This window comes from Planococcus sp. CAU13 (genome assembly GCF_000775575.1).
Classification (GTDB): domain Bacteria; phylum Bacillota; class Bacilli; order Bacillales_A; family Planococcaceae; genus Planococcus.
The window spans coordinates 21934-41026 of sequence record NZ_JRGN01000192.1 but is presented as its reverse complement, the minus strand read 5'-3'; the positions used below and the strand labels follow the sequence as shown (position 1 = coordinate 41026).

19 protein-coding genes are annotated in these 19093 nt (G+C 40.0%); 13 read left to right on the top strand and 6 right to left on the bottom strand.

Translation table 11 applies throughout. The features are described 5' to 3' along the window. The first annotated feature begins 14 nt into the window (after positions 1-14). From kduD to KW93_RS08365, 3 genes are read left to right on the top strand one after another with little or no spacing between them, the layout of a single operon-like run. Positions 15-779, top strand: coding sequence for a 2-dehydro-3-deoxy-D-gluconate 5-dehydrogenase KduD (kduD, locus tag KW93_RS08375; RefSeq protein WP_033542539.1), 765 nt, complete (start codon positions 15-17; stop codon positions 777-779). 31 nt (positions 780-810) lie between these two features. Continuing rightward, positions 811-1758, top strand: a complete 948-nt coding sequence (locus KW93_RS08370) for a sugar kinase (protein ID WP_033542538.1) — start codon at positions 811-813, stop codon at positions 1756-1758. A gap of 42 nt (positions 1759-1800) precedes the next feature. After that, entirely contained in the window at positions 1801-2421 is a 621-nt protein-coding gene (locus KW93_RS08365; RefSeq protein ID WP_033542537.1) for a bifunctional 4-hydroxy-2-oxoglutarate aldolase/2-dehydro-3-deoxy-phosphogluconate aldolase, read from the top strand. 183 nt (positions 2422-2604) lie between these two features. Here the strand turns inward: KW93_RS08365 and KW93_RS16940 are convergent, their stop codons facing one another. After that, positions 2605-3486 carry a GGDEF domain-containing protein gene (locus tag KW93_RS16940; protein WP_052131529.1) on the bottom strand — a complete coding sequence of 294 codons (882 nt, stop codon included), beginning with the start codon at positions 3484-3486 and terminating at the stop codon, positions 2605-2607. A gap of 356 nt (positions 3487-3842) precedes the next feature. Here KW93_RS16940 and KW93_RS08355 point away from each other — a divergent pair, with 356 nt between their 5' ends. Then, entirely contained in the window at positions 3843-4826 is a 984-nt protein-coding gene (locus KW93_RS08355) for a 2-hydroxyacid dehydrogenase (RefSeq protein WP_033542536.1), read from the top strand. Positions 4827-5178: 352 nt separating this feature from the next. Here the strand turns inward: KW93_RS08355 and KW93_RS08350 are convergent, their stop codons facing one another. The 4 genes from KW93_RS08350 to KW93_RS08335 all read right to left on the bottom strand — a co-directional run bounded on the left by KW93_RS08350 (position 5179) and on the right by KW93_RS08335 (position 9895). Continuing rightward, positions 5179-6648, bottom strand: a complete 1470-nt coding sequence (locus tag KW93_RS08350; protein WP_033542535.1) for an aldehyde dehydrogenase family protein — start codon at positions 6646-6648, stop codon at positions 5179-5181. Positions 6649-6827: 179 nt separating this feature from the next. Next, positions 6828-7841 carry a 4-hydroxythreonine-4-phosphate dehydrogenase PdxA gene (pdxA, locus tag KW93_RS08345; RefSeq protein WP_033542534.1) on the bottom strand — a complete coding sequence of 338 codons (1014 nt, stop codon included), beginning with the start codon at positions 7839-7841 and terminating at the stop codon, positions 6828-6830. A gap of 3 nt (positions 7842-7844) precedes the next feature. Further along, positions 7845-9146: a four-carbon acid sugar kinase family protein gene (locus KW93_RS08340; RefSeq protein WP_033542533.1), complete on the bottom strand. Its 1302-nt coding sequence runs from the start codon at positions 9144-9146 to the stop codon at positions 7845-7847. Further along, positions 9143-9895: a DeoR/GlpR family DNA-binding transcription regulator gene (locus KW93_RS08335; protein ID WP_235318390.1), complete on the bottom strand. Its 753-nt coding sequence runs from the start codon at positions 9893-9895 to the stop codon at positions 9143-9145. The genes KW93_RS08340 and KW93_RS08335 overlap by 4 nt, the downstream gene beginning before the upstream one ends. Positions 9896-10431: 536 nt before the next feature. Between KW93_RS08335 and KW93_RS08330 the strand changes: the two genes are divergently transcribed. The 9 genes from KW93_RS08330 to rpiB all read left to right on the top strand — a co-directional run bounded on the left by KW93_RS08330 (position 10432) and on the right by rpiB (position 18180). Continuing rightward, the gene (locus KW93_RS08330) at positions 10432-11445 is read left to right on the top strand and encodes a DctP family TRAP transporter solute-binding subunit (protein WP_052131528.1); all 1014 of its coding nucleotides are present in this window, start codon (positions 10432-10434) and stop codon (positions 11443-11445) included. A gap of 39 nt (positions 11446-11484) precedes the next feature. Beyond that, positions 11485-11967, top strand: coding sequence for a TRAP transporter small permease (locus KW93_RS08325; protein WP_033542530.1), 483 nt, complete (start codon positions 11485-11487; stop codon positions 11965-11967). Further along, positions 11964-13238 carry a TRAP transporter large permease gene (locus KW93_RS08320; RefSeq protein ID WP_033542529.1) on the top strand — a complete coding sequence of 425 codons (1275 nt, stop codon included), beginning with the start codon at positions 11964-11966 and terminating at the stop codon, positions 13236-13238. Before KW93_RS08325 ends, KW93_RS08320 begins: the two co-directional genes overlap by 4 nt. 233 nt (positions 13239-13471) lie before the next feature. Continuing rightward, positions 13472-14467, top strand: coding sequence for a dihydroxyacetone kinase subunit DhaK (locus KW93_RS08315; protein WP_033542528.1), 996 nt, complete (start codon positions 13472-13474; stop codon positions 14465-14467). Positions 14468-14472: 5 nt separating this feature from the next. After that, complete coding sequence (dhaL, locus tag KW93_RS08310; protein ID WP_052131527.1) at positions 14473-15162, top strand: dihydroxyacetone kinase subunit DhaL; 690 nt, start codon at positions 14473-14475, stop codon at positions 15160-15162. Then, a complete protein-coding gene (locus tag KW93_RS08305) occupies positions 15155-15946 on the top strand; it encodes a triose-phosphate isomerase (protein ID WP_033542527.1) in 792 nt (263 codons plus the stop codon). Before dhaL ends, KW93_RS08305 begins: the two co-directional genes overlap by 8 nt. After that, positions 15943-16752, top strand: coding sequence for a sugar phosphate isomerase/epimerase family protein (locus KW93_RS08300; protein WP_033542526.1), 810 nt, complete (start codon positions 15943-15945; stop codon positions 16750-16752). The genes KW93_RS08305 and KW93_RS08300 overlap by 4 nt, the downstream gene beginning before the upstream one ends. Positions 16753-16825: 73 nt before the next feature. After that, a complete protein-coding gene (locus KW93_RS08295) occupies positions 16826-17671 on the top strand; it encodes a phosphogluconate dehydrogenase C-terminal domain-containing protein (protein WP_033542525.1) in 846 nt (281 codons plus the stop codon). A gap of 44 nt (positions 17672-17715) precedes the next feature. Beyond that, a complete protein-coding gene (rpiB, locus tag KW93_RS08290; RefSeq protein ID WP_033542524.1) occupies positions 17716-18180 on the top strand; it encodes a ribose 5-phosphate isomerase B in 465 nt (154 codons plus the stop codon). 217 nt (positions 18181-18397) lie between these two features. On the opposite strand, the gene KW93_RS08285 is transcribed toward rpiB, so the two are convergent. Then, positions 18398-19030 (bottom strand): GntR family transcriptional regulator, encoded by a 633-nt coding sequence (locus KW93_RS08285; RefSeq protein WP_033542523.1) that lies wholly within the window; start codon positions 19028-19030, stop codon positions 18398-18400. Between the last annotated feature and the right edge of the window lie 63 nt (positions 19031-19093).

Here is a 19093-nt window from a genome sequence, read left to right as displayed (position 1 = left end):
CTGGAGGTACCAACATGTCATTTTCACTTGATTTCTTCTCATTAAAAGGTAAAACAGCTCTTGTCACCGGAGCGAGAACAGGAATAGGGCAAGCGATTTCTCTTGGCCTGGCATCTGCTGGCGCGCATGTGCTATTACTCGGACATCAGGACAATCTGGGCGATACCCAAAAGAAGATAGACGAAATCGGAGGGACATGCGAAACGATTTTAATCGATTTGAGCGATACCTCATCCATTCGTGAGAAACTGGCTCCGGTTTTGGAGAAGTACACTGTCGATATCCTGGTTAACAATGCGGGCGTAATTCACCGGGAGCCGGCAGCTGAATTCAAGGAAGACGAATGGCTGCGCGTTATGGATGTCAATATCAACTCGGTATTCATCCTGTCACAGGAAATCGGTAAGACGATGATTGAAAGAGGCTCAGGTAAAATCATCAATATCGCTTCGTTACTGTCATTCCAGGGCGGCTTGTTCGTTCCGGCTTACACAGCGAGTAAACACGCGGTTGCCGGACTTACGAAAGCACTCGCAAATGAGTGGGCAGGCAAGGGAGTACAAGTAAATGCCATCGCACCGGGCTATATTGAAACCAATAATACAGAAGCCATCCGCAAAGATGAAAAAAGAAATCAGTCCATTCTGGACCGGATTCCTGCGGCTCGCTGGGGCGAAGCTGATGATTTGGCTGGAACGGCCGTGTTTCTTGCATCACCGGCATCAGACTATGTAAACGGACATGTGCTTGTAGTAGACGGCGGATGGATGGGCAGATAAATAAAATAAGCAAGACAAAAGGAGAGCCTGTATGGAAATTATTACAATCGGAGATGGATTGATTACATTTGATCCGAAATCAAAAGGACCCCTTCGCTTTGTAAATCAATTTGAACGCAAAATTGGTGGAGCCGAGTTGAACGTTATATTAGGGTGCGCAAGGCTCGGCTTAAAAGCGGGATGGATCAGCAGACTTGGAAAAGACGAGTTTGGCAAGCACATTTTAAATACTGTCCGCGGAGAAGGCATTGATGTATCGGAAGTGAAGTTGATGGAAGGGTATTCGACATCACTGAACTTCAAGGAAGTACAGGAATCAGGAGCAGGGAAAACCTTTTATTATCGAAAAGGCTCACCGACAGAAACACTGACTCCCGAATTGCTGCCTGAAGACTACATTAGACAAGCCCAGGTATTGCATGTTACAGGCGTATTTTCCGCAATTGATGACAGAAATTCAGCGGTTATATTGAAAGCCTTAAAAGTTGCTAAAGAGAATAACGTCAAAGTATCGTTTGACCCAAATATACGATTGAAATTATGGTCGAAGGAAAAGGCAAGAAAAACAATTATGACTTTTCTTCCTTATGTAGATTATTTATTGGCCGGCAGAGAAGAATTGGAATTGCTCTTTGAAACAGTTCAAGACAACGAATTGATTGAGAAATTAAGGCAATTCCCAATTGAATACACTGTTATTAAAGATGGCGAAAATGGCTGTTATCTATTGGAAAATGATGGTTGGTCCCACTTCCCGGGTGTGAAAGTTTCAAAAGTAGTCGATACGGTCGGCGCTGGAGATGGCTTCGATTCCGGTTTCCTGTATGGCACAATCCGCGGTTGGTCAGTGGAAAAGACTTTGCAGTTTGCCAACGCCATAGGAGCGATGGTAGTTCAGGTCCATGGAGATAATGAAGGATTGCCTTATCTTGAAGAAGTGGAATGTTTTATGGGAGAGCGGGAAATGATAGAACGCTAAAAAATTCTTCTCCTGCTTTTTTGCGGGGGAAAGGAGAACTATATGATCATCGAGAAGTTAAAAGCAGCAACCATTATACCGGTTTTGAGAAAAGTTCCTTACGAAAAAAGCTTTGAAATAGTGCAGGCCCTTTATGATGGCGGTATACGTGTAATCGAAGTCACGATGGAATCCGATCGGGCAGATTTGATTATCCGGGAAGCACTCGAAGTATTCGGTGATAAGATGCTGATTGGAGCGGGGACGGTACTGACAATAGAAGACTGCGACCGGGCGATTGAAGCAGGGGCACAATTTATAGTTTCACCAGCACTTGATGAAGCGGTTGTTACGCGTGCTGCAGAACTCGGTATTCCGGTTATCCCGGGTGTTTTTACTCCGAGTGAAATGCTCAGAGCCCACCAGGCAGGTGCAGTTATGGTAAAACTTTTCCCTTCTTCAGTCCTTGGGCCGGCATTTATAAAAGATGTAAAAGGTCCTTTAAGTCATATTGAGATTATGACGACAGGCGGAATCACCATTGACACTGCCAAATCTTATCTGGACGCCGGAGCCATTGCTGTTGGTGCAGGAAGCGCTTTGTTGAGAAAAGATCTGATAGCTGAAAGTGATTGGACTGGGCTGGCAAAAGAAGTGGAAAAATGGCTGGAAATGACCCGCTAATTCGTAAACACGGAAAATCTTCAGTAAATCTGGTAAGACTTTAAATATTGCATTATACAGAAAAACACCTCCAAATTGTCGTTGATGCTATATACGACATTGGGGGTGTTTTTTTAACCTTATTTTATTGGGTCACTCTAAAGTTTGCCGAGTCTTTTTATATATAGAAGGAAATAGAAATCATCAACAAGCCTCCCCCGCTCCATCTGCCAAAGATTTCGCTCTTTCCATCTTTTCCTCTGATATGTAATAAGTGACCCCTTTAATTTTCTTCGCCTTATACATGGCGAAATCCGCTTTCCGGATCAGCTCGCCAAGCTCGGTGCCATGGGCGGGAGCCGTACTGACGCCGATGCTGGTCTGTACCTGTAAGAAGGTGTCATGGATCTCGTAGGGCTCTGTGAAAAGCGATGTCAACTGCTCGGCAAGATCTTTGCCTGTGCACTCTTCTGAAAGCTTCGCCACGAGCAGGAATTCGTCACCGCTCAGCCGCACCAGGAATTCGTCTTCAGCCAGTGCGGAATGGACCCGCTCAGCCACTTTGACCAGCACACGGTCCCCGTACAGATGGCCGAATTGATCATTGATATCCTTAAACTTATCGAGATCAAAAAAGAGAAAGGCGGTTCTTTCTTCGGCCAGCCTGCTCTTGTTCCTCCGGTAATATTGTTTCAAAAACTGGCGGTTCGGAAGGCCGGTCAAATCATCATGCAGCGCTTCTTCGCTTTTTTCTTTCAGCTGGCTGAGCGTGCAATTGACATCATTCCCCAGTAATCCGAGCATGTCCTGGCCGGAGAATCTCACACGCGCGCTGTAATCCTCATCTTGAACACGGGCCAGCACTTCGCGGAAATGGCCGATTATGTATCGGTTAAAAGAATGGTTCACCAAAAAAATGGCTGCACCTGTAAACAGGCCGGCCGCAATCGCCAGCAGATACAGGAGGAATCTATCCTCTGGCGGGATTTGGGTAAACAGCTGCAAAACGGATGGGAAAGCCAGTCCGACCAGCAAACCAATTCCGAGAAAAACTCCAAACATATAGAAACTATAATTTTTCGGCACGTGCAACCCTGCTTTCTCTGTGATGTTCCCCGAGTCCGACTGTAAAAACAAAGTCTCAGCCCTATTGGAAAATAACTCCATAAAAAATAATAAGCAACTCACAGGATAATCGAACTCTAACCAGTGTAAATACTAAGTAATAGTTCTCAAGTAAAATTTACCCATTTTTAAAATTTATTAAACTAGTCGAAAGGCACAGGTGCAGAAGCAAGGGAAATCAAGCCAGACCGGGAGAAATGCACGAAGAAACTCCGGTGTGGAACAACGCCGTTTCTTCACAATCAATCATTTTCCTTAGTTTTCTTTATTTTTTCATGTAAACTCAGATCATAATTATAAAATAAAGGAGCGATTCCATGAAACCGAAAGTTTTTATCGCAAGGCCTGTACCGCAGGAAGTGGAAAATTACATAGCTGAGCATTGTGAATACCGCATCTGGAGACAAAAAGAGAGGATACCGGCAGATGTGCTCCTGGAAGAAACTAAGAATGTGGATGGCCTGCTGGCTGCAAATCCTGCCGTAACACCAGAATTCCTGAAGCAGCTGCCGCAGCTGAAAATAATCAGCAACACTGCAGTCGGGTACGATTCATTCGATTTGGAAGCCATGAAGGAATATGGAGTACTCGGTACCCATACACCTTACGTACTGGATGAAACGGTGGCTGATCTGGCTTTCAGTCTGATCCTTGCGAGTGCACGGCGGGTACCGGAACTCAATCATTATGTAAAACAGGGAAACTGGACGAAAAAGACCCAGTCAAGCGAAATTTTCGGCAAAGATGTACATCATGCAACGATGGGGATTGTCGGCATGGGGCGCATCGGTGAGAAAATTGCAAGACGTGCTGTTTTCGGCTTTGAGATGAATGTCCTCTACAACAGCAATACACCTAAGCCCGAACTTGAAGAAAAATATGGCATGGAATACAGCAATCTGGATTCACTTCTCGAACGCTCCGATTTTGTCGTATTGATCCTGCCCTTGACGCCGTCGACCCGTCATATGATAGGCAAAGAACAATTGGAGCGGATGAAGCCGGACGCTATTTTAGTCAATTGTGCCAGAGGGGCTGTTGTCGATGAAGAGGCGTTGATAGAAGCGCTGCAGCAAGGGAAACTCCGGGGTGCGGGACTGGACGTCTTTGAACAGGAACCGGTCGATCCGAACAATCCATTGTTGAAAATGGACAATGTTGTCGCTTTGCCACATATCGGTTCTGCGACAGAAAACACACGAAACGCCATGGCGATGAAAGCGGCGGAAAATCTGGTGGCCGGGGTGACAGGTAAGGTTCCCGATAATGTGGTGAAGGAATTGAAAGATCTTGTTAAATAAATCGTTTATGTTAGTCGTGACTTGCAAAATTGTTTAGGACACATTTAATTGTCTGCTTAGAGTCTGCAGAAACTATACAGTCCATGGCAAATAATGAGATATTACCAAAAAATTTTGTATCGATTTTCAGGAGTATAAGTAATTGAAGACATGCAATCAACTGTATATTGGAACAAAAATAACCGGATCCCCTAAGAGTTTTTCTCTGGGCTCCGGTTTTTTTCCTTATTTTCTGAATGGCTTGGTGTAATTCTCTGCAAGAAGATAATCATATTTATTAACATATAATTATTAAAGGTTAAAATAAATTTTAGATGATTTTTGAAAATCAATAAGTATCACTTTCTTGAATTTAGTCGTTGAAATCAATCATAATACTTTTCACTTGTGTATAACTATCTAACATACCCTCCAATGAAAATTCACGTCCTATACCGCTTTGCTTGTATCCACCATATGAAAGACCCGGCATTTGAGCTCCTCCTCGATTAATTTGAATCCAGCCCAATTCAATTTTATTTGCAGCTCTCAATGCAGCTTTAGTGTCATTCGTCCAAACAAAAGCTGCTAAACCATAGGAACTGTCATTGGCAGCTTCTATAACATCTTCTTCATTTTCCCATGGAATAATCAACAACAATGGTCCGAAAATTTCTTCTCTAGCCAATTTACTGTTATTGTCTTTGCATGAAAAAAGTGTTGGTTGAAGATAATACCCTTCTGTCATTTCCCCTTCGCCAGGTGGCATTCCACCTAACAATAGCTCTATTCCATCTTCATTCAAACCCGCTTCAATATAGGAACATACTTTATCAAATTGTTTTTTATTAATAATAGATCCCATATCTGATTCTTCATCCAATGGATTACCTACTTTAAGTTGCCTTAATTTATTTATTAATTTGTCTACAAAGGAATCAAAAATAGATGTGTGAAGATATAAACGTGTTCCTGCAGAACAAGATTGCCCCTGTCTTGCAAATCGCATGGCGGTAATAATCCCCTCAATTACTTTATCGTTGTCAGCATCCGGAAACACTATTTGGGGACTTTTACCTCCTAATTCTAGTGAAACAGGAACAATTCGATCTGCAGCTTTTCTCATAATTATTTTTCCTACTGCGGTTGAACCTGTAAAAGTTATTTTCTTAACTAATGGATGGCTTGTTAACGCCTCGCCACATTCTGGTCCATATCCAGTAATGACATTTACGACACCAGGGGGTAAATATTTAGAACAAACTTTTGCTAATTTCAGAACACCTAGAGGAGCATCTTCTGCAGCTTTTAAGACAATCGTATTTCCAGAAGCAATTGCCGGTGCGATTTTTAATGATGATAGTTGAACCGGAGCATTCCAAGGTACAATGGCTCCAACAACACCATATGGTTCTCTTTGTGTATATGCCATTAAATTATTGTCTACTGGGCTGGTAGTGCCTCTTATTTCACTTGCAACTCCTGCGAAGTATCGAAAAATCTCCACTACACTCTTTACTTCGCCTCTAGCTTGTGTCCGAATAGCATTTCCAGTCTCCATGGAAATTGTTCTGGCAAATTCTTCGGCTTGTTCTTCTATGGCATCTGCAATTTTCCAGAGCAGTTTTCCTTTTTCACGTGAAGGAAGAGCCTTCCAAGATTTAAATGCTTTATTAGCTGCTTCGACGGCCTTACTTACATCTTCTGCAGAAGCTCTAGGAACTTCAGCGAGCACTGAACCTCTGACAGATGGATTTTCAATCGTAATAAACTCTGAACTCAAGCTCTCTTCCCATTTCCCATTAATTAACATTAACTCTCTATCCACAGAGACTGATTCCACTTTTTCCCCTTCTTTCTTATGAATTACGAATATGTTCCCCTACAAAGAAAGATGAAATAATATGACAAAAAGAAAGAAAATATAATAAAAGTTATTCTTAATTAAGAGCTCTGGACTGCATTTCAAATTTTACTGATAAAAAACAGAGCCTGGTTATTTACTATCTTTTCTAAAATTAATTAAAGAGATTCGGCTGTGAATTTTGGTGCGTATTCCGCCGCCAGTTTGATGCACTCTTCCATGCTGACGCTGGATGCGATGTTTTTCCATGCGATATCAAAAGCTGTCCCATGGTCAACAGATGTGCGCAGGAAAGGCAGTCCGTTCGTGATTGAAATCGTACGGTGGAAATCGGTCATTTTCGCTGCGATGTGCCCCTGGTCATGGTAAAGCGAAAGAACAGCATCGTATTTTCCATTCAGCGCCTGGAAGAAGACCGAGTCGGCAGGTACCGGGCCGTATGCATCGATTCCAGCAGCTTTCGCCGATTCGATGCCCGGTTTGATTTCATCGATTTCCTCATTTCCGAACAATCCGCCTTCGCCTGAATGCGGGTTAAGGCCGGCTACTGCGAGTTTACGGCTTTCAACACCAAGACGCTGAAGTGCCAAATCACAGCGGATCAAATAATCATGGACGCGTTCGGCTGTCATTTGCGAAATCGCTTCTTTTACAGATACATGGCGTGTCAGGAAGAAGATGCGCAAGCCGTTCACCTGGAACATTGTCAGCGGATCCGGAGCTCCCCCCAGGTCTTCAAGCATTTCCGTATGGCCGATATATGGGACTTTACCTGCCTGCAACGATTCTTTGTTGATCGGCGTTGTAGCCAGTGCTTTTACTTCTCCGTCCATCGCAAGTTTTACGGAACGCTCAATGTATTCGAATGCGGCTCTCCCGTTTTGTCCGGATACTTCGCCGGGAGCGAATGCGTCCATATCGATATTCGCCAGATCCAGCACATCGATTGTGCCGAACTTGTAAGCTCCGGCAGCTGGAGATTCCACTGTGTTCACAGTCAAATCGACGCCTGTCACTTCAATCGCTTTGCGGAGAATATTTGCGTCCCCTACTACAAGCGGTTTGCACATGGCGTAAATTTCTTCTTTTGCCAGGGATTTAACGGTGATTTCCGGTCCGATTCCTGCTGCGTCACCCATTGGAATTGCAATAATTTCACGTACGTTTGCCATATTCTAAACACTTCCTTCTTGTTTTTTGGTTTTCAAGAATTTCACACAATCATAGATTGACTGCTTTTCTCCAACCATGCCGCCTTTGGTTACAACCGGCATGCCGTCGAATGTTCCACCGATAAATCGGCCGTAAGCGGCGAGCGGCAGAACTTCATCTTCGAGGCCAATCGCTTCAGCTTTACTGACTGAACACAATGCCGCTGTTACATCTCCGCCGCTTGAGAACGATCCGTCGATAGGCACATCCGCTTGCTGGATCACTTCGTGTGTGATATGTGCAAGGCCTTCCGTGATGCGGTTGGCCAGTTTCTCTTCCGTTACACCCTCGCGCTCCGCAATTTCAGCCAGATTTAGTACCTGTGAAGTCGGTGTATACGTGGTGATGATTAGCGTATCCTGCAATGTTATTTCGTGCAACGCTTCCGACTTTGCCCGTTCGATTTCCACATCCCACGTACCGGAAACGGAAGCAAGCGCTTCTGCATTTACATAAACGGGGCGTGAATTCGTCTTGTCGATCAGGTAACGGATTTGTCGCCCAGAAAGTGGCGTTGCGCTTCCGACAGTCACAATCCATTTGCTCTGCTGGACATCCTGATGTGCTTTCAGAGCGCTGTAGGCAGCTGACAGCGGACCGGGATCCACTGGAACAAAGCAGGGTCCATCGATTGCGGCCATCGCTTCCGCAATGTGATCAATTTCTTCGTTCGTCACCGCATCAATGACTATAATGCGATGTCCTTCTTCCAGCTGGTGCACCAGCTCTTCTTTGATCGCTTCTTTTCCATGCAGGACAGTGGAAAGGCTGATATGGGCCACTGTATGTACGCTTTGTTCTTTCATCAGAGTCGGCACATGCGACTTCCTGATGGGATTCATCGGATCTTTTGCCACATCTGTCGATTGAACTGGTGTTCCTTCTACTAGTAAATAACCGCCAGCTACGATTCTTCCTGAATCTGGAAAGGAAGCCACTACAACTGCTACACTTTTTTTCCCAATCACTGAAAGTAAGGCATCTGTCTCAACTCCAATGTTTCCACGGATTGTGCTATCAATTCTTTTGCCAACAACGCTTGCTCCCCACAATGAAAGTTGATTATAAGCCTTTATGACACGTTTTATGGCATGATCTGGGTGACAATAACGGCTGTTTGTATCTATACTTATTGATGTGTATTTCTCCTTTGTCGGGATATTACCGTCAAATACGACCGTTGCAGCGATGAATCCCTTTTTTGCTAGTCTGATGCCGGTAGCATTGGCACCTGTTAAATCATCGGCAATAATTCCGACCTTCATCCATCCACTTCCTTTATGAAATCCGTCATCTTCTCGTATATTTCTTCTATCTCGCTTGATAAAGAATTGTCAGTGATTATACCGGTTACAGAATCTACATTGCAGATTTTCGCGAAAGCTTTTTGATTAAATTTCGAAGTATCCACTGCCACGTAAACAGATTCAGAAGCTTCGATCATCATTTTTTTGATGGTCGCCTTTTCGAATGTAGTAGAAGCAATACCGTAAGTAGCGTGAATCGCATGTGCACCTAAGAAAGCAATATCCACATGAATATTTTTTAGAATCGATTCTGCAAATGGCCCGTAGATTGCACCTACCTCGTTTTGTACATGTCCACCCACAATAATTATTTTTAGCTTGCTGTCCATGAGTTCTGAAGCTATTTTAATATCATTTGTAACTACGGTGATGTTTTTACGTGATTTCAATAATTTTGCAATCTCTAGTGTTGTCGTACCGGTATCCAGCGACACTGTCATACCTTCTTTTACTAAATTCACAGCCTTTTTTGCAATTTGTACTTTGAGGGAAAGATTTTTAGAAACCTTTTTTTTGAAGCTCTGTTCACTGATTAACATTTGAGGTAGTGCTGCTCCACCATGCGTACGAATTAGCCGCTTTTGTCTTTCCAAGTCATCTAAATCACGTCGTACAGTCATAGCCGAAACGTTTAACAGATTTACCATATCTAAGATGTCAATTTTTCCGGACGAAGAAAGCGTTTCCAAAATTCTTTTTTTACGCACTTCAGGTGTCAGAATAATCCCTCTCTTACTATGTATAATAATTTAAACCATATTATCTGTTTATTATTAACAATTGTCAATATTTTCTGTTATGTTTTAACGACAAGTATTTTAATGAGCTTATTAAAAGTGATTTATTTTACATAATTTAACAATAATGAAGACAAAAATATTAGTTTAATAAAGTGAAAGTTAATAATTACCAGGCAATGATAGAATTTAACATTCAAACTAATAAAATATTCTTATAGTAAACAGGCTTTTAACTTGTAGTAGAGATCTAAGTTGCTGGTTCAATTTATTAAAGCAACCCAGCTTTCCAGTGCTTTGTGCTTTAAAGATTATATTATTAAAGTTGATTCTTTAAAAAAAGTATTGAATAAAAGTATATGAAAGTGTTAACATGATAAAAAGTATCAGAAGATTGTGAATTTCTATCGACATAGATTTCTTATCTTCAGTACTTCAGGGGGGGATTAATCTTTCGAAATGTAAGCGTTACCTTTAAGGGAAAACAAAAAATAGGGGGAAAAATAATGAAAAAACTAATCTTGTTGGGATTTATTTCAATTTTAGCTTTACTGGTAGCTGCATGCGGTAATTCGGATTCAGATGCTGGAGTTGAGGGGTCATCAGGTGAAAGTTCATCAGATAAACTAACAATTGGAACAACCCAGACAGAAGATTCGCATTATGGAGCATTTCTAAAGACATTTAAAGAGAAAGTAGAAGCTGATTCAAATGGAGAAGTTACAGTCCAGGTTCACTACAACAGTGAAATCGGCAACGAACGTGACATGCTAGAGTCAGTTCAAGTTGGTTCTTTAGATGGAACATTTATCTCTACCGGAGTAATCAGTAACTTCGTAAAAGAATTCTATATTCTAGACTTTCCATTTTTATTCGATAATGTAGAGCATGCTCGTACAACTTTAAGTGGAGAAGTAGGAGACGTTTTGAACGAAAAGTTAGAGGAAAATGGAATTGTCAATTTAGCTTTTGCGGAGAACGGTTTCCGTCATATTACAAATAGCACGCGTCCAATCCAAACTCCTGAAGATTTGGAAGGAGTAAAGATTCGTACTATGGAAGTGCCTTTACATCAAGAAGTATTCAGTGCGTTTGGTGCAAGTCCAACACCTATGGCTTGGGGCGAAGTATTTACGTCTTTACAGCAAGGGGTAATTGATGCCCAGGAAAATCCTATTGCGATTATCCATTCTTCAAAACTTGAAGAAGTTCAACAGTATGCTTCGCTTTCAGGACACGTTTATTCACCAGCAGTCTTATTAGTTGGTAAATCTACTATTGAGAAGTTCTCTGATGACCATCAAGAGATTATTCGCGAAGCAGCGGAAGAAGCAAAACAAGCGAATTTTAAATTTATTGATGAGAATGAAGCTACACAAATTGAAGAACTAAAATCAAAGGGTATGGAGATCAACGAAGTAGATGTAGCGGCTTTTCAAGCAGCAGCCCAGCCGATAATCGATAAACATAAAGGGGAATATGAAGAACTTTACAATAAAATCAAAGAAGGTGCTAACTGAAGAGAGTCTTGAAGGTTTTTAGAGGGGGTAAATTAGAGAATGAATGCAATTGTAAAAAGTGTGGATGGCATTAACATAATTGTGAAGATTGCACTGACTGTTGCTCTTATTGCAATGACAATAACTATGGTTATGCAGGTATTTTCACGCTTTGTTTTAGACCTTCCACTTCATTGGTCTGAAGAATTAACTCGATACCTAGGAATTTATGCAGTGTTTTTTGGTGCTGCATTAGCTATTCGTTATAATGAGCTAATAGCGGTAGAAATTTTACCAGATTTATTAAAACCTACAGCTAAAAAAGTATTGAAAGTTATTGGGTTGATAATTTCTATTATATTTTTTGTGATTTTATTAGTTTATGGTTGGAATTTAATGAATTTGGTGAGTGCCCAGACATCTCCGGCTATGCAAATTTCGATGTCCATACCTTATTTTTCAATTCCATTAGGCGCTTTTCTTCTTATAATCAATGCTATAGCAGCGATTGCCGTGACCATTAGAGGGAGTGTTCAAGAATGACGGCAGTTTTAATAGGTTCTTTATTCTCCTTCTTTATCATTGGGGTACCTATCGCAATCGCATTGGGTTTATCGGCTGTGCTTACATTATTATATGCTGGAGAAACATCGCTAATATTGGTGGCACAACGTATGTTCACCTCAATTGATTCATTTTCTTTAATGGCAATTCCATTCTTCATTTTGGCTGGAAAGCTAATGGAAACGAGTGGGATTTCCCAACGACTTATAAACTTTGCAAATTCTTTAACTGGTCACCGAACTGGCGGCTTAGCAATGGTAACAGTTCTGACATCTATGTTTTTTGCTGCAATTTCTGGCTCGAGTGCAGCTACCGTAGCAGCTGTCGGATCCATTCTTATCCCTTCAATGATAGCACGTGGATATCATCGTAACTTTGCCGGGGCAGTGACAGCTGTCTCGGGGGAGTTAGGGATTATTATACCACCTTCTGTACCTCTGATTTTATATGGAGTAACAACGAATACTTCTATTGGCGATCTATTTATGGCGGGCATTTCACCTGGAATAGTTATAGTTATCTCGCTACTTATTTTAGTGTATATGATTGCTAAAAAGAGAAACTATCCAAAAGAGGTAAAAGCAAAACCTGCAGAAGTATGGGCAGCATTTAAAGATGCGATTTTAGCGCTTTTAATGCCTGTAATTATTTTAGGCGGCATATACGGGGGGATATTTACTCCAACGGAAGCAGCTGTTGTGTCTGTATTCTATGCCTTTGTTATTGGGACATTTGTATATCGGGAAATCAAAATAAAAAACCTGCATCAAATGTGTATAAGTGCGGGCGTTACTTCAGCAATCGTAATGTTCATAATTGCGAACGCAGGGATTTTTGGTTTGATATTAAGCCGAGAAGGTATACCTACTCTCGTAGCGACTTTCTTCACAAATATTACAGATAATCCGTTGCTATTCCTCTTGATGATCAATCTGCTTTTGATTATCGTAGGAATGTTTATGGAGACAAGTGCATCTGTAATTATCTTAGCTCCATTGTTAGCGCCGGTGGCAGTTGCAATGGGCATTGATCCAGTCCATTTTGGCATTATTATGATTATAAACTTAGCATTAGGTATGTGTACGCCTCCATTGGGTGTAAATCTATTTATAAGTTGTCAAATTGCCAAGATAAAACTGACAGATATTACAAGAGGTTTAATTCCTTTCTACGGGGTTTTATTCTTAGTATTAATGTTAATTAGCTATGTACCAATTATTACAATGTGGTTGCCAACCCTCTATAAATAGCTTGCCTTCAGCAGTGCAAATCTTAGTGATTTGTACTGCTATTTTATTCTAGTCTGTTACATTTACAGAGGATTTCAATACAAATTGGTAACTGATCATACTTTGTAGAAGTGAAAATTATAGAAAACATGGGATGCAATGTCTATAAACTCCTTGATTTAAAATAGACCGAGATGTTATTCTTACTTGAAAGAATGAAGTGTCAGAATTTTTAATATAGAGGAGAGAAACTTTTGAAAAAAGTTATTAATGACCCAAATAAAGTTGTTCAAGAAATGCTCGAGGGATTTTTATATGCTCATGGAAACGTTTACAAAAAGACCCCTAATGAAAATGGAATTTACATAGAGAATGAAAAGAAACAAGTAGCCGTTATTACAGGTGGTGGAAGTGGGCATGAGCCGCTCTTCTTCGGATTTGTAGGAGAAGGTTTGGCTACTGGTGCTGCTGTAGGAAATGTCTTCGCAGCACCAACGCCAAATACAATTATGGAAGTAACTAAAGCAGTTGATGCAGGGAAAGGTGTTTTATATGTTTATGGGAACTATTCTGGAGACACATTGAATTTTGATATGGCTTCAGAGCTTGCCGAATTTGAGGATATTCATACAGCAACAGTTTTAGTAAATGATGATATTGCATCGGCTTCTAAAGAAGAAGCTCATAATCGCAGAGGTATTGCAGGAGATGTTTTTGTTATTAAAGTCGCAGGTGCAGCGGCGGCGGAAGGGTTACCTTTAGAAAAGGTAACTGAAATTACACAAAAAGCTGCTAATTCTACGCGTTCCATCGGCGTAGCACTTTCTCCAGGATCGATTCCTAGTACCGGACGTTACACATTTGAAATAGCAGAAGATGAAATTGAGTTTGGACTGGGCATACATGGAGAAGCTGGTATACGAACAGAAAAAATTATGGAAGCAGATAAACTTACACAAATTATGATGGAATATATCTTTGATGATATTGAAATTACTGAAGGTGATGAAGTTTGTATATTAGTGAACGGATTAGGTTCAACAACATTGATGGAATTATTTATTGTAAATCGAAAAGTTACTGAAATTTTATTGGAAAAGGGAGTTAAAATTCACCATACCGATGTAAACAATTATTGTACAACACAAGAAATGGCTGGATTTTCTATAACTTTAATGAAAGTGGATGAAGAGTTGAAAACCTATTATGATAAACCAGCCTATTCACCATATTATTTTAAGAGAGGTTGAAAGCTATGACTAATAAAACAAACAGCACGAGTAATATACTCACAGTAGAGCAAGTTAACAATATGTTTATCTATGTAGGAGAAAAGGTAATCGAATCAAAGCCATTATTAACAGATATTGATTGTGCTATTGGCGATGGAGATCATGGTATTGGAATGGAAGTAGGGTTTAAAAATGCGCTGGAAAAATTGGAAGCAAATAATTACGACAAAATAAATGATATTTTCGCAGAAATAGGAAAAGCAATGATAGGGAACATGGGTGGCGCTTCAGGTGTTTTATTTGGAACATTGTTTCTATCAGGTGTTAAAGGCCAGGAGAAAATAGAGCAACTTGATGTCGCGACATTAAGTGCAATTTTCCAAAATAGTTTACTGGGCGTTCAAGCTCGCGGAAAGGCAGAGGTTGGCGATAAAACAATGATTGATGCATTATCACCGGCTGTTAATGCGCTGCGTGAAGCAAATGAAAACAAACTTGGACTAGTCGCTTCATTAAGAAATGCATCAGAAGCAGCCAAGCGGGGTGTAGAAGACACGAAAGTGCTGGTTGCGAAATTCGGTCGTGCGAAGTCTTTGGGGGAACGTGTAATTGGACACCAGGATGCAGGGGCTACTACCATCTCTATTATTTTCGAATCCATGCAAAACTATGTGGAGGAGCTCGAAAAAAAGGGAGAACTCTTAAATGTCTAAAACGTTAATAGGAACGAATTGGAAGATGTACAAATCCATTGGAGAAGCTAAAGAATATACTGCAGATTTGAAAGGGTTTTTTCAAAATTTTTCAACTGATATTGAATTATTCATTATTCCATCCTTTACGAGCCTCCATCCGGTGCAAGAAATTTTGAATGATTCTACTATTCTATTAGGAGCACAAAATATGCATTGGGAGGATGAGGGAGCTTATACAGGCGAAATTTCTCCAGTACATTTAAAAGAAATAGGTGTACAAGTAATTGAATTAGGCCATTCCGAAAGAAGAAAGTATTTTAACGAAACAGATGAAAATCTTAATAAGAAAGTAAAAGCAGCACTTAAGCATGGATTGAAACCTCTAGTATGTATTGGTGAATCAAGTCGAGAAAAAGAACTCTTGCTTACAAAAGATGTATTAGCAACCCAATTGAAAACAATACTTCATAAGATTGAAATAGAAGATGCACAACAACTTTGGATTGCATATGAACCTTACTGGGCGATTGGAGAAAGTGGGCAAATTGCTGAACCAAAGTATATTGAGGGAGTCCACGAATGTGTTCGAGATTTATTGGAAGAAATCCTCGGTGAAGTCGGAAAATCGGTTCCTATTTTATTTGGGGGGAGTGTAAATCCTGAAAACGCTATTCCTTATTTAAAATGCAGGCATGTCGATGGTTTGTTTATTGGGCGAGCGGCATGGAATCTGGACTCTTTCAAAAATATTTTACTTCAAGTGAAAGAGTTTACTGCACAAGAAAAGAAGGTTGAATCATGAGATTAGGATTGAGCACATACTCATTTTTTTGGCAAATCTCGAAAGACAACCCAAAAGCCTTAACTCTGGAAGAAATTATTAAAGAGACGAAAGCCTATGGGCTGGATTTACTGCAAATTTGTGATTATCCAGAATTAGAGTCTTATAATGATGAAGAGTTGATCCGGATATCCAATATAGCCAAAGAACACGGAGTCGAATTAGAAGTAGGGACCAGAGGCATTTCCTCTGCTAAGTTGACTGCATATTTAAGAATCTGCCGTCTATTGGAGAGTAAAACCTTGAGGACCATGTTAAATGATGAAACATTCGTTCCCGGAAAAGAAGAAGCCATTCAATTATTGAAGGAAGCAACTTCAGTCTTCGAGCAGCATGGCATACAGATTGCTTTAGAAACGTATGAACAGCGAAAAACAGCGGAAATTATCGAAATAATCAGGAAAGTGGACAGTCCGATATTAGGTGTTTGCTTAGATCCGGCCAATTGTATTGCTAATTTAGAGTCTCCTGAAAACGTAATAAAACTAAGTGCTCCATACATTAACAATTTACATCTGAAAGATTTCAAATTTACGCGTAAAGATGGATGGGTAGGATTTAGTTTAACAGGCACCTCATTTGGTGAAGGGCAATTGGACGCTGCATCTATGATAAAGGTTTTAAAGGAACATAAAAAACAGCCGAATGCCATTATGGAGTTTTGGCTGCCTAAGCAAGAAACAATGGAAGAAACGGTTCGACTGGAAAAACAGTGGATCGAAAAAAGTATTGAGCACATTGAGGGTCTGTTCTCACGAGAAAGTTGAATTTTATAGAAGCAGCATATATAGCTTAATACCAAAAAGTAAAACTATAGTGAAATTTAAAGGGGGAGAAAAAATGAGAAGTTTAACAGATCTAAAGGTTACATTAGTTGGTGCAGGAGGGAAAATGGGTACACGCATTTCGAACAATTTAGCGGATGCGCCGTTTCAATTACGTTGTGTAGAAAGTTCTGAAAGAAATCTGAAAAATTTAGAGGAACGAAATTTAAAGGTTTTTTCCTTAGAAGAAGCTCTTCCAGAAAGCGATTATGTAATTCTGGCAGTGCCGGATATTTATATCAAGGCTGTATCATCACAAGTTAAACCATTATTAAAATCTGGTGCCGTAGTTATTACATTAGATCCAGCAGCAGCCTATGCAAATCAGCTAGTGATAGATGATGATCATACATCGATCGTTGCCCATCCATGTCATCCATCAGTCTTTTTAGAGAGATATACTAAAGAAGAATACGATGATGCATTTGGTGGAGTAGCAGCTCCTCAAGATGTTGTTGTTGCTGTCCATTCAGGGGATGATGCAATTCTTGCAGAAGCATTAAAGATAATAGAGCTGATGTATGCACCCGTGGTAAAATGTCATGTAATTACAGTTGAACAAATGGCTATTTTAGAACCGACTTTAGTAGAAACAATCACATGCATGATTGGAACGATTTTCAAAGAAAGTTTAGATGAGACCATTAAGCTAGGCGTACCTGAGGAAGCTGCCAAAGCTATGTTATATGGTCATATCAATATAGCGCTAGCTGTAGCTTTAAAAGGCACGAACCCATTTTCTGATGCTTGCTTAATCGCAATTGATTTAGGAAAAGAAGCTATTATTCAGCCGGACTGGAAGAAGGTTTTTGAAAAAGACCATCTGGACTTAACAATTCAAAAAATGCTTAAACTATCTTAAATAAAATTTTCATAAACCAGCAAGCATACGGAGGAGGAGTCAGAATGAAGATTGGTATTGGAGCAGATCATAATGCAGCTGAATTAAAAGAAGAACTAAAAAAATACATTACTGAGTTAGGTCATGAAGTAATTGAATACGGAGAAGATGAAACTTCCAAAGAAGTGGATTACCCCGGGACTGCTTTTGAAGTAGCAGAGGCAATTAATTCAGAAGAAGTTGAGCGAGGCATCTTAGTTTGTGGTACGGGAATAGGGATGGCTATTGCAGCTGGGAAGGTTCCGGGAATCAGGGCTGCTACATGTCACGATACGTACTCAGCTGAGCGGGCACAAAAAAGTAATAATGCTCAAATTATTACATTGGGAGCAAAAATTGTAGGTCCAGAAGTAGCGAAACATGTGGTTAAAGCATATTTAGAATCAAGTTTCCCAGGCGGAAATTCAGCTAGAAAAGTTCAGCAAATTATAGATCGAGAAAAAGAGTACTTAGAGAACAAAAGTGTTTAATAAACTTAATCACCCATAGCCCTATTGAGGTTCTTAACTATTAGTACAAGGCTGTTTGCCTTAATAGATGTGGGAATCAAAAACTTTACGAAGGATTTGGAAAATTATAAGACTCTTGTTTAAAGCTACTGGATAAATATAAGCTCTGTTAGGTGTAATTGTTTTCATTACACCTAACAGAGCTTATTTTAATTGGAAAAACTATCTCATGAGAAATTTATAATAGGATTTGCTTTCCATATTCTAAATGTTTGGTGACAATATTTGCAGCTTCTTCACCATTTCCTTCTAAAATTAAATTGTAGATTGTTTGATGCTCATTGAAAAATAATTTTAAATTTCCTTGTTTGCTTTTGAATACTTCCAAAGCTAAAAGTAATAATTGATTTTGAATTTGTTCAAATACTTTTATGATTTCTTCATTTCCATAAAATTTCAAAATCAGATAATGAAATTCCCGATCAAAGTAAGAGAATTTTATAGAATCTTGTTGATCCATTGCATTCTTCTGCTCATTCAAATTTTCTTTGAAACACTTTTGCATCTCTTTGGTAAATGCAACATGTGAATATTGTTTCGCACTATAAGATTCTATAGCTATCCGCAAATCATAAATATTCAAAAGTTTATGATAGGAAATATTCGAAACGACAGGTCCTTTATTAGGCAGATTCTGAATAAATCCATCTGCTTCTAATTTTTCTAAAGCCGATCGAATAGGGGTGCGGCTCATATTCAGTAGCTCGGTAAGCTCTCGTTCTGTTAATGATTCACCAGGCTTAAAGTTTCCGTCTATAATTAGCTTTTTAATTTGCTGATAGGCCTGTTCTTTTAATGTCAGCTTCTTCATTTAGGTACTCCTTCACTACGAAAATAGAATTATAAAACAAAAATTAGACTGATAAATATTATA